Origin of the sequence: Flavobacterium galactosidilyticum, assembly GCF_020911945.1 — a bacterium.
In the GTDB taxonomy this organism is placed as follows: domain Bacteria; phylum Bacteroidota; class Bacteroidia; order Flavobacteriales; family Flavobacteriaceae; genus Flavobacterium; species Flavobacterium galactosidilyticum.
On record NZ_CP087135.1, the window covers coordinates 1,738,897 to 1,751,601 of the forward strand.

Annotated in this window: 8 protein-coding genes; 2 read left to right on the forward strand and 6 right to left on the reverse strand. The window is 31.0% G+C overall.

Annotated features, from left to right (window positions below; genetic code table 11):
• Positions 1-24: 24 nt before the first annotated feature.
• The 5 genes from LNP27_RS07630 to LNP27_RS07650 all read right to left on the reverse strand — a co-directional run bounded on the left by LNP27_RS07630 (position 25) and on the right by LNP27_RS07650 (position 6,169).
• Positions 25-2,088 carry a T9SS type B sorting domain-containing protein gene (locus LNP27_RS07630; protein ID WP_229944003.1) on the reverse strand — a complete coding sequence of 688 codons (2,064 nt, stop codon included), beginning with the start codon at positions 2,086-2,088 and terminating at the stop codon, positions 25-27.
• A 15-nt stretch (positions 2,089-2,103) separates the two neighbouring features.
• A complete protein-coding gene (locus LNP27_RS07635) occupies positions 2,104-2,940 on the reverse strand; it encodes an ABC transporter permease (RefSeq protein ID WP_346432400.1) in 837 nt (278 codons plus the stop codon).
• Between the two features lie 47 nt (positions 2,941-2,987).
• Positions 2,988-3,884, reverse strand: a complete 897-nt coding sequence (locus LNP27_RS07640) for an ABC transporter ATP-binding protein (protein WP_229944004.1) — start codon at positions 3,882-3,884, stop codon at positions 2,988-2,990.
• Between the two features lie 238 nt (positions 3,885-4,122).
• Positions 4,123-4,350, reverse strand: a complete 228-nt coding sequence (locus LNP27_RS07645) for a response regulator (protein WP_229944005.1) — start codon at positions 4,348-4,350, stop codon at positions 4,123-4,125.
• Positions 4,340-6,169, reverse strand: coding sequence for a PAS domain-containing sensor histidine kinase (locus LNP27_RS07650; protein ID WP_229944006.1), 1,830 nt, complete (start codon positions 6,167-6,169; stop codon positions 4,340-4,342). The genes LNP27_RS07645 and LNP27_RS07650 overlap by 11 nt, the downstream gene beginning before the upstream one ends.
• 722 nt (positions 6,170-6,891) lie before the next feature.
• Between LNP27_RS07650 and LNP27_RS07655 the strand changes: the two genes are divergently transcribed.
• Positions 6,892-7,956 (forward strand): hypothetical protein, encoded by a 1,065-nt coding sequence (locus tag LNP27_RS07655; protein ID WP_229944007.1) that lies wholly within the window; start codon positions 6,892-6,894, stop codon positions 7,954-7,956.
• A 141-nt stretch (positions 7,957-8,097) separates the two neighbouring features.
• Positions 8,098-8,973, forward strand: a complete 876-nt coding sequence (locus LNP27_RS07660) for an SdiA-regulated/phytase-like domain-containing protein (protein ID WP_229944008.1) — start codon at positions 8,098-8,100, stop codon at positions 8,971-8,973.
• On the opposite strand, the gene LNP27_RS07665 is transcribed toward LNP27_RS07660, so the two are convergent.
• Positions 8,956-12,693, reverse strand: coding sequence for a metallophosphoesterase (locus LNP27_RS07665; RefSeq protein ID WP_229944009.1), 3,738 nt, complete (start codon positions 12,691-12,693; stop codon positions 8,956-8,958). The two genes, LNP27_RS07660 and LNP27_RS07665, sit on opposite strands and share 18 nt — an antisense overlap.
• Positions 12,694-12,705: the final 12 nt, after the last annotated feature.

The following is a 12,705-nucleotide window of genomic DNA, read 5'->3' on the forward strand; positions in this document are numbered from 1 at the left end:
CTGATAAAAATATAAAAATTATTCCTATCTTTTTAACGAAAAATGCCCTTTTATTGTTTTTGAATCCGCTAATTTTATGTGAAACCAATAATCATCAGCAGGCAGCGGAATTCCATTATAACTACCATTCCATCCTGAGCTGGTCGCATTAAGTTGTTTTAGTAATTTTCCATAGCGGTCAAAAATGGTGATTATTGCCATAGGATATAAATCAAGATTTTTTATTTTCCATAAATCATTGTAGCCATCTACGTTTGGCGTGAAAAAGCGAGGGTAATCAAGAACGTAAACCTTAGTTGTAGAAATTCCACAACTTGTGTTGTCTCGAACATAAACTATATAGTCTCCAGGACGAACATTTGTAAATAGAGATTCATCTTGAAAAGTAATTCCGTCCAGTGAATATTCAAAAGGTCCGGTTCCAATTGTTTTTATCTCAACAGAATTATTTCCAGAAAAATCATTTATTATTACCTCATTTATGATATTTGGCGATGTGGTATTGTACGCAGTTACATTTAACTCGATTTCGTAAATACTATAACAATCAATTCCGTTCTCCACTCGTGCAAAAATGTTTTGATTCGGGATATTAGTGTAGTTATTATTTAACTTATTCTCTTTGTTTACTGCGTCATCTAAAAAGGAATAATAGCCTTCTACTAAATAGGGAGCAGCAACTGCTGGGGTGATTTTAGGACTTATTTCATTTGTTAAATGAAATACTCGAGTTCCATCGTCGATTGCATCATTATCACAAAAAGTTACGGTTTGAACAGCGTTTGAAATAGTCAAAACGTTAAGTTTTAGTTCAACAAAATCTAAACATTCTGCAGTAGCACTTGTAATACTAGCATAAACTGTATTGGTTGTAGATTTATAAGTGGTGGGATTAGTTATTTCTGTACCTGATAAATCAGAATAGTACTTGATACTATTGTTACTGCTTATATTGACAGAAGAAGTCATTTGGGTCAAGTCAAAAAGTGCAGTTCCACTACTATCTCCACATTGAGTAAGCGTTTTCAGTATTGGATTCTTGTAACTAATTTTTACTTTTCCTACTGCAATGCAACCTGCTGCTAGTGAGATATTAACAGAGTACGTTCCAGGACTATCAACTTCCAGAGTAGAAGTGGAACCAATTGAAGTTCTCCCACCATCTTTAAACCATTCGTAAGAATAAGCAGAATTTGATAATCCAGTGTCTAGAATAGTTTTTTCATTGAAACAAAGTGTTTGATCAGGACCCAAGTTGATTTTTGGAGCAAAACTACCCGCCTCAATAAAAACGGCTGAGCTAAAATATGAATTATTTTGATCAGCTATAACTAATTTTACATGATACGTTTTACCAACTTCAGTTGTACTGGAAGCATTTAAAACTTTTGTTTGTCCAGCATAATTAATTGGGCTATTGTTAGTATTATAACCTCCATAATAATTCTCGTTTTCCGGACCACAATTTTTTATAGGTTCTGTTGAGTTTATAATGGCATTAATTTGAGGATGAATGCTTTTTGATGATACAGGAATTGAAGAATTGGGAAGTACTGCTATATTTTTATAGGAACTAGTACTCATTTTTTCTTTGATTAAAAAAGCAAAACCATCTGCATAATTACATGGGAAATCATCTTGATATTCATTAGAAGCAAAAATATAATTGAAACTAATAAAATCGGTGTTAGCTATAAAATCGAATTCCAAAAATGTAGCGTTTAATGAATTTGAAATTGATAATACTTGATTTAAATCATTGTCTCCAGCCCAACTTGGGTTTTGGTTACGGTTAATGACAAATGGACCAACTGAATTTATACTGCTCCAAGTACTTAAAACAATTCCTTCTTTTAAAGGAAAACTGCCACCTTGATTATTAAAATAACCATAACTGTTACTAGAACCAGAAAATGAATCTCCAGTTACTGTAAAATTTGAAGCACTAACACAGGGACTATTTATTAGGATTTCTTCAACGAGTTCTTGTGCGCTTTTAGAATCATTTATAGCAATAGATTGAGCTGTCGCAATATAAGCGATGCAACTTAAATAGGTGTAAAGTATTGTTTTTATTAGAAATTTCATTGTCTAACAAATGTACTATAAATCTCTATTTTTCAATAATTTATAAGAGGAGTAAACGAATATCACTGTCCAACTCAATACAATTATTATGGATACTAACTCGACATTATAATGCTTAACGTTATCTAAACCTATTTGTGTTCCTAAGTTTTTAACTACTGATAATCGGCTAAATGGTTCTACAATTAAATTAGACATCGATTCTAAAGGGAAAAACTGCATGATAGAAGCTGCTTTCTCGTTATTTGGAAAGATCTTAAAGGTCAAAATTCCTTTTATGATTCCTTCTATAATATTCCAAACTAATAAAAAACCTAATGCAAATGCAGATCGTTTTACCAAGATTCCTAAAAATAAACAGAAAGAGAAGAAGCCAACTAATTTTATGAAATACGCTAATAGATATTCTAATCCAGAAAAAACAATATTCAATTCAGTATAAGATGAAAAACTAAATCCTAATAGGAGTGACATTACAAAAATAAATACAGTTGATACTGTAGCAAATAAAACAACGGTTAGGAATTTAGAAAGAATAAACTCCTTTTTACTCATTCCGTCAATCAAATTTTGTTTTAATGTTCCATAACTGTATTCATTTGCCATCATCGAAACAATTACGATAGCTAAAAATAATTTTAGTATGGCGGCGATATAAGTGTTGAAATGCCAAATAAACGGGAAGTTGAAAATGCCCATTTCTGCCAAATGAAATTTAAAAATTCCTAAATCAAATTTTATCGAGGCAATTAATGCAATAAAGGTTAAAAGTATAAAGTAAGTCAATGTTAAAACTCGACTGGCTTTATTTTTCCATATTTTTTGAAGTTCTATTGAGAGCAATCGTTTCATGATTTGAGTATTAAGTCTATTGGTCTTTGCTATTGCAATGAATTTAGTTATTTCTTTTCTGTCAGTTCTAAAAATTGCTCTTCCAAGCTGTTTTTTCTTTTGACCAAATGACTCAGAATTATATTTTTTTCGAAAAGGAATCTATTTAAATCTTTAGCTTCTAAGTTTTCTTTTAAATAGACTAAAATTTTCCCTTGCTCATTAACTACTTTTTTTGCAGCAGGATGCGTTTGTAAAACAGTCAGTAAGTGGTCCATATCATCGGCTTGTAATTCAAAAAAAACATCGTTTGCAGACATTCCATCTACTAAGCCGGTGTATAAAATCACTCCTTTTCTTAATACTAAAACATGAGTACAAACTTTCTCTACTTCGTCTAATAAATGGGAGGCAAGTAGTATTGTAGTTCCTTTAGCAGCAATTTGTTTGATAATATCCCTGATCTGATGAATTCCTTGAGGATCTAAACCATTTGTGGGTTCATCAAGAATCAAAATTTCAGGATCATTCAATAGGGCAGAAGCTATGGCTAATCGCTGTTTCATTCCCAGTGAGAAAGTACTGAATTTACTGTTTTGGCGTTCTGTCAAACCTACTAATTCCAGTTTTTCATTCACTTTAGCATAATTGATTCCTTTAATTTTGCAAACTAGTTCTAAGTTTTCCCTAGCAGTCATGTACGGATAGAAATTAGGTCTTTCTATAATAGCACCTACTTTTTTTAGTGCTTCATGTGTTTCCATTGCTCCTCCAAACCAGCTATATTCTCCCGAAGTTTTATTTATTACATTTAATGTAATTCCTAAAGTAGTAGATTTTCCGCTTCCATTTGGACCTAGAATTCCATAAACATTGCCTTTTTGTATTTCGAAAGAAACATTTTTTAATGCTTCTAGCGCACCGTAACGTTTGTTGAGATTTTTAACAGAGAGTATTGTTTCCAAAATGTTAGCGTTTTAGTTTTTTATATGACGAACAAAATAGGAAAATGTTACTCGATAATCTTAGAGTAGTTAATTCTCATATTAGTTCGGACATAGCTTTAAGTTTTTCGGCTGTAATAGGTTTCATAATATAGTCCTTAAGATATTGATTTTTTTTAGCCATTTTTATATCAGCGGGATCTATCGATGAGGTTACAATAAAAATAGAGATTTCTTTTTTTATTGATAATTTGATAAATTAATCCATAAACTGCCAACCATCCATTATGGGCATATTTAAATCGAGCAATATGGCATCAGGTATCTTGTCGCTGTCATCACTGTTTATCTTTAATTCTTCTAATGCTGATTGGGCGCTAAAGAAAGAATAGATTTCATCACAAAATTGATTTTTCTTAATCAACATGGTCATTAATTTTACCGTTAATTTGTCATCATCGATGATGTATATTTTTTTAGTTTTCATTTAAATAAATTTTAAAAGTAGAGCCAACACCTACTTTGCTTTCAACTTCAATTTTGCCTTTCATGGCTTCGATTTGGTTTTTAGTAATAAATAAACCAATGCCTCTAGCATCGCTATTGTCGTGGAATGTTTTATACATCCCAAATATTTTATGACCATTTTTTTCTAGATCTATTCCTAAACCATTATCTTTAAAGTTGATGATCGTATGCTTGTCACAAATCTCATAGTCTATTTCTAAAGTCGATGGTCTGTCATCCGCTTTATATCGAATGGCGTTTGTAAATAAATTAAACAATATACTCTCAAGGTAAGCGGGAACAGTGAAGATGGTTAAGTCATCTGGAATAGTGTCTAATATTGTGATTTGATTTTCTTTGATAAGCAGATCTAAATTGTTTTTGGTTTTATTGATTTCATCTTTCAAGCAAACATTTCTTTTCTCAATATTTATACTTTTCTGGATTGTGACAATTTCGTTTAAATATTCAATAGTTTCAGAAAGTCTTTCTGTTGCCTCTTTGAAAAGATCAATATAGGATAGTTTTTCTTCTATATTATCAGTATCTTTTATTACTTCCAGAACCATAGACAAATTGCTGGTATGAGAACGGATATTATGAGAAATTATATGGGCGAAATTAAATAATTTCTTATTCTGATCTGTTGTTACCTCAAGTAATTTGTTTAGCTCTAATTCTTTACTTTTTCTAATGCTTACATCGCGACCAACTCCTATATAGTAGATTAGAATATTTTGCTCATTAAAAACTGGTGTGATATTTAGATCATACCAATACTTTTCTTTATTTTTTTTGTAGTTTAATATAGTGACTTTTATATTTTTCTTGGCACGAATTGCCTTACTCAATAAATCGGTTGTATTCTTGTCTGTTTCGGGGCCTTTTGATAAATAACCGGGTGTAAATCCTACGATTTCCTTTAAGTTGAAGCCTGTAAGTTGCAAATAGGCTTTATTTGCCCAAATCGTTTTACCCATTGGATCGGCAATAATAATTGTTTCATTAGTTTCTGAAACTGCAAGAGAAAGCATATTCGTATAAGTTTCTCTACTTTTTCGCTTGGAAATGTCTCTAAAAAATAAAACTAAATAAGTTTTATTACCTATTGTATACTTTTTTCCAGAGGCGACTTCAACTGCAATGGACTCTCCTGATTTTGAATTTAGTTGAACCTCGTTTACACTATAATATTCACTTGTTAAATGATATTCAATAAAGTCAGATGTAGCTTTTTTGTCCTTGCTCTGTATTAATTTAGAAAGATTTTGTCCTAAAAGTTCGGTATCATTAAATCCCGATAATTCAGCTGCTCTGGGATTATATTGCGTAATCATTCCATTAGAGGTATCAACTATAAAGATAGCATCATTAGCATTGGAGAAGATAGAAGTGAATTTTTCAACATTTAACTCAAGCTCTTTAACAAGATGTTGCTTTTTAGTAATATCTTGAAAAGTTCCCAATAATCGTCTAGGTTTTCCTTTCTTGAAAATAACTTGGCAAATACACTCAACGTATTTAATATTGTTTTTTGCAGTTGTAACTTGGAATTTGCCATGGAATGGAATTCCTTCATTGATAGCTTTATCGATTAATAATTTAATTCGATCTCTATTTTCACCTTCAGTATAGAATTCAATGCCACTTCCTTGAATAGGAACAAAATCATCTGCCACTTCCAGTATATTTCTTGTGACTACATCCCAATATGCTGAGGCTTTTTTTAAGTTAAGCTCCCATATTCCAATTTTTGTTGACTTCGCAGCATTGAGATATAGTCTAAGCTTGTTTGACATTTTTGTAGATTTAGTATTAAATTAATGTTTTTGGGGGTCAAATATGTATTCAAAAAATTGCCTTTCAATGGATGAAAAGCTGCTAAATTGATAGTTTTGTTAAACGTGGTATTTCAATTTTGAAGAATACAAGATTTGGTGCAAAAGTACTTGTTTTTTGAGGAAATCTGTTTTGAAAACTTAATTTTTTTTACTGGATATGGCAGTAATAAAAGAGTTTTTTTACTAAAAAACATTTACAAGTGTCTAAATCATGTGAGTCTTAAAAAATGCTTTTATTTACAATTGGTTAGTTAGAAATAGTGCAGTAAATTAACAGCAGAAGTAGCATTATTAATTGTTGTTTTGTAATTGTTTGGGATTGAAATGTTAAAAGGAAAATTCGGATGAACACAATATGGAAAAGTAAATAAGAAGTAAGTTTTTTATGCACCCGGGATTGAATAGCGTAATAAAAGCTTCCACTGCTACATTATAGCCAATTAAAAAACGTAATAATTGTAATTTCTATAAAAACCAGAATAAATGATCTATGGAATACAATTGAATTTTGAAATTTTTCAACTTAAGTTTGTGAAAATAGCTGTAATTTGTACTATATTCAAATTAATAAAACTAAACACTTTTAATTTATAGTTTATACTGCAATTCTGGAGTTTTATAATATGAAATTAAGTCTTAAAGTATCTTATTAATTGTAATTTATTATTAAACTTTTTAAAATGAGTGAACCTTTAATGCTTTTCAAAAAGCCATCGTATCCTATAAATGATTCCCTTTTAAAGTATTTAGAGCGCTTTGATAGGATTTCAAAAGTTTCTATTTTTTATGATGATTTATTGCGTTTTTCGGGATCGATAACGGTTTATGATAAAAACGATGAAGATACCTTGTGGATCAGAGTGTATTATACTGAATATGAAAGAGAGGAAATTGATTTGAATCTAAAAAAAATCTACTCACTTCTACACTCTGATGGTAATCTTGGAATCATAAAATTCCTTAATGTCGATTCTATAGATTATTGCACTTTTGGTAATTCAAAACCCTTTCGTGTGAAAGTAAGAAATATTCTCAATGATAATTACACTCATTTTTATATAAAAAAGGCAGATGCTTCACGGATTTATGGTTTAGAACTAGAGCATATTCTTTCGCCTGATAAAATCAACTTTTTAGTATATCAAGACACGTTGATTGAGGAGCATATTATGGGCATTGCGGGAGATGTATTCATTAAAACTTTGTTAGCAAAATGTACTGAAACTGAAAAATCGCAAATTGCAAAAGAGTTTGTAAAGTTTAATGAGCGCTGTATGATTCGCTTATTGGGAGATATGCGGGCCTATAACTATGTAATTATTCCAATCCATGATTTTGATCAAGTAGTTTATAGGATACGGGCAATAGATTTTGATCAACAATGTTACGAGGGCAATTTCAAAGTATATCGTCCGCAGTTTTTTAAGGAGAATTATCCAATGGTTAAATTGGTAAAAGAGAAACTTCAAGATAGTTCTATTGAGCAATATAAAGATGAGGAGCGCTCTGTACTGGCTAAAAGAATTATTTCTGCTGAAGATCGTATCAAAACATTGTTAGAAATTATGGGGAAAGATGTTCTTGCACCTGAGTCACATTTGCAACAATTACAAATGGAACTATACCGTTACACTAATGATCTTAATTTTAAAAAAGCAAAATCTATGGGAGAGATTATGAATGCTGCTTTTGAATTTATTGTTCGAAACTTTAAAAATAGTAATCTGTTTAAAATGAAGCTGTAAGATTTACGCCCTCTTTATTGGAGTATTCCCGCAATGAATTTTTTCTTTATTAGAAATGAAAATAGTTCTATTTTATAGAATTATGCAGAATAGAATAAGTGGTAACAACTTTTAGCTTAATGGTGATTTAAATAATTAAATATGAAAAAATATCTATTAGTGGTAGGCTTATTTATTGCCTTGGCTTGTCAACAAGGATTAAATTCTTTGCCAACACTATTTTCTCTATCTAAAAAACTTAAAGAAGTTTCGGGAATAATATATGTTCCTACTACTAAATTGCTTTGGACTTTAGAAGATCATGGCAACGCTAATGCTATTTATGGTATCGATTCTAATGGTAAAATTGACAGGACTATTACTGTCGATAATGCTGAGAATATTGATTGGGAAGATATTACAAAAGACAAGCTAGGCAATTTGTATATTGGTGATTTTGGTAATAATGAAAACAGAAGGAAGGATTTATGCATTTATAAAATAGATAAAAAGAATTTACATTCTGATGTGGTAAATCCAGCTTATAAAATTTCATTTGCCTATCCAGAACAAAATAATTTTCCTCCAAAAAAAACAGAAATGTTTTATGATGTAGAAGGTTTTTTTGAGTTTAAAAATAATTTCTATCTCTTTACAAAAAACAGAAGTAAAGGGTTTGATGGAACTTCTTTTTTATATAAAATACCTAATACTCCAGGATTTCACCAAGCTGTTTTAATGGGTAAGTTCAAAACCTGTGAGCAGTACAATCATTGCGCAATTACAAGTGCTGCAATAAGCCCTGATGATACTAAAGTAGTTGTTTTAACGCATGACAAACTCTTTTTATTTGAAAACTTTCAAAATGATAATTTCCTTAATGGAACAAAAACAATACTTGAATTAAATCATTTTTCTCAAAAAGAGGCAGTTTGCTTTATTGACAACGATTGCTTATATATTGCTGATGAACGAACTAAAAAAGTAGGAGGTAACGTTTACAGTGTTAGTCTTAAAAAGCTAAAATCCAAATCCTAAACCAAACGCAATACGAGCGTGCTCGTCGCCAATACTTTTAAAATAAGTAACCCTTCCCGTTAGTGTATTAAGTGCGTTAATCCATAATCCGCCACCATAAGATTGGTGCCATTTTTCTGAGTTTTCTCCTTTTTGCCAAACTCTTCCATAATCAAAACCACCTAAAATTCCGAAAGACATCGGTATAACATTTCTTTTGATTTTACCCAAATCCCAACGGATGTCACTACTTTGATAAAAAGATTTGTTTCCTAAAAAACGTTCGTTTCTAAAACCTCTTAGATCATAATCACCTCCTAAAGTTGCGCCTTGGTAAAAATCAAAATTGTTATTCAATAGCGTTTTTGCTTTAAGAATGGTAGCAATAACTAGCTTGCCATTGGCATCAATTTTATGATTGAAATTAAGTTTACTTTCTATTGTTGGGAAATTTCTTTTAGTATCATCCAAATTCATTTTCCAACTTCCAGCTATAGAAAACCCCATTCCCATAGAAGGAAAGGCGGGAAAATCATAATTCTCATAGCTGTATTTTAAGGTGGCTCCTGCAAATTTTTGATTTTCAAAAACTTCAGGGTTTATCATTGGGTCGATCTCTAAAAACCGATTTCTAGTTTCTTCAACGGTAATTCGCTCAAAACTAGTTTGAAAGAAGATGGTGCTACCATATCTCCCTACTTTTTTTACAGATGGTAAAACTTTTAGCATTTTGATACGAGCTCGGTTATAATTTTTACCTAAAATAGCATCATCATTTATAGTCTCATTTCCATAACCAAAATAATTGATTGTAAAATTTGGACTTGTATATTGGCTTTCAAAATCTAAATCCCATTTGCCAAATAATTTTGGAAAAGAAGCATTGTAAAAAAGCTCAAAACCTGATGTGGCAAAATAATAATTGGTTTTTAAACTATGTTTTTGTGTGTATGGATTTTGTTGAAAATCATTGACTTTGTAGCCGGTAATTAGACCTAATTTTAAACCGTCATCGGGATTGTAACCGATATTGGGAAGTAATGAAAAGAAATTATATTTCGGTTTTTTATAATCATAGAAGCTAGTTTCATAATCATCTGATAATAATGATTTTGTTTTAGAATCTAATGAATAGGTATTTTCTTTTGATTTGAAATCGTGAATTTTTATTTTTCTCCCATTTTCAACTACATACGAATCTAGGTCTTGACCTCCAATTAATCGGATTTTAATTCCTGATTTGGATTTTCCTCTTACTTCAAAAATATCGTCATCATCTAAACCATAAATCCATATTTTTTTTGTTTTTTTATCAGTGAAATTTCTTTTGTATTGTAATTCTTCTTTATTATCTTTTATTCGAAAAACTTGAATTTCAAGCTTGTTTTTTTCTGTGTTCTGAATTACGAATTTTTCTTTTTTATCAGTTCCAACAATCAAAACGGTATGTTGTAAAACGTTATAATATTCTGAAGCAGCATGCTCTAAATTCTTTCTACGCAGTTTTAATTTGCGCTTGATATCATTTGTTGTTTCGTCTTTTATTGCTAGTGGTAAATTATGGAATGCGCTATCGATAGCTTCATCTGTGAGGTTTTCTTCAATGTACTTTGCTTGCTTAATCCATTCGCTTTCATCTGTCGTTTTTAGTACCGCAAGGTCTAATGGATATGGTTCGCGATTCATTATTTTGACATTTTTTATATGCTCTCTAAAAGATTGCATGTGGCGCAACGGTACACTTTTCATTAAAAGCGAAAGTAAAGCACCATCATATTTTGTAAAGGCCTGATCACGATCACGCGGAATAGGCTTGTAAATTATTTTTTGACCCACATGATATTCTCCCCAACGCCATTGGTCTTCATGTCTGTCCCAATCACCAATTAGAATATCAAATAATCTGGCTTTTATGTATTCACCTTCGTCTATTGTATATTTTTCATCTTTTAAAAGATTTTTTAGCACATCTTCCGTACTAATAATTGCACTTGGGCTACCAAAACTTTTAACTGCTATTTGACTAGTGGTTGGACGCTCTTCAACCATATATAGTTCATCTCCAAAATCAGTATTAAAAGATGCTAATGCGCGTTGTTTCGGGATGTAATACAAGTAAGGATTAGTATGGCTAACACCAATTTTTTCGGCTAAATTTCCAACAATAAAAGGGGTGTAAGGATGAGCAGTGGTATAAAAATCCGACAGTAAGCTTTCAGCATAAGTGTCGTTAAATTCATCTTGAATAAACTGATTCTTAAAGGCTACTGATTGAAGAAATCTTCCAGTACTTTTCTTTAAAGCACGCATCACATATTCTTTATTGTTTTTATCAAGGAGTTGTAAGGAATTAGACTGATGTCCGCCTCCAGAACGTTTTGGTGTTAAACCTCCAAAAAGAGTATCAATAGTGGCGGTAGGAACTTCTATTGGAAGACTATAATAGTTACGATAATGATTTCCGAAGAGGAATTTATGAAATTGTGATTTTTTAGTCTGTTTTTCAGTATAAATACTTGCGATAGTAGTCTTAGGAAATGTCTTAGGAAATTCTGTTGTATTGTAATCATTTTTTTGATTTAAGACAGTTTGTTCAAAAAGTAATTTTTCAGATTCATTTTCCTGACCAAAAAAAGAAACTTTTGCCGCTCCATTTTTATATAAAATTAATGTTGCGTATCCATTTTTACCATAGGAGAAATCATTTGGAAAAATGGCTCGGGCAGCTTCAGATTTTGATCCAGATCCACTAATAATTTGTTTAATGTTATCTTTTTCTATGTATTGTAAATTGTGATCATGACCTGATACCACAATAACATTGTCCTGATTTTGTAATAATGTTTTTACTCTTTGTACAAATTGAGTATAATATTTGTTTTGAATGTCTTGTGGACTTACTCCTGAAGTTTTTCGAATAAAATTGATAACTGAACCTAAAACTGGAAGTGGGATTTTTTGTTCTAATGGGAAAATTTGTTTTTCTAATGAAAATTGTCCTCCATGTGTTCCGTTGCTCATCAGTGGATGATGCAATGCTAAGACAACTGTTTTATCTTTATTTTTTATTAAAATATCTTCTAATTCCTCAAAAAAAGCTTCGCGAGTTTTAATGGTACAATTATCATTTATAGTTGGAATTTTATCCCAATCTTCTAAATACCATTGACTATCAACAGTCACTAGGATAAGATTTTTATTTATTTCAACATCATCAATACCGCAACTTTTTCTAGGAAGAAATGATTTTTTATTGTTGAGATATTCCGTAACAAATTTAGCTTGACGCTCTAAACCTTTGATTCCGCTATACCAGTCGTGATTCCCGGGAATAAAAATAGTTTGTCCTTTGAAGTTTTTTGATAGCTTCAATTGGTTTGTCAGTTTGCTTTCAGCTATAAATCGCTCATTTGGATTGTCAGTATTTGGTAGTCCTTTTGGATAAATATTATCACCAAGGAATAAAAGAGTCGAGTTTTTATCTGCTTCTTTTAAGCGATTTTGCAATTCACCCAGTTTTCTTTCTGCCGTTTCATCATTAAAATTTCCCGCATCTCCCAGTAAATAAAAAGTATGTGAAATTTTAGCTGTATCAGAAATACGTTCTGTAATCGGTTTCGCCGCATTTTTCCCATATTGTGGATGACGTGTTGAGCAAGATTGAAAAATGAGTACCGTTAAAAAAAGTATAAACGTTACTTTATTGAAGCGAATAAAATAGTTATCCAAAAATAATTTCATAATTTAGTAGTA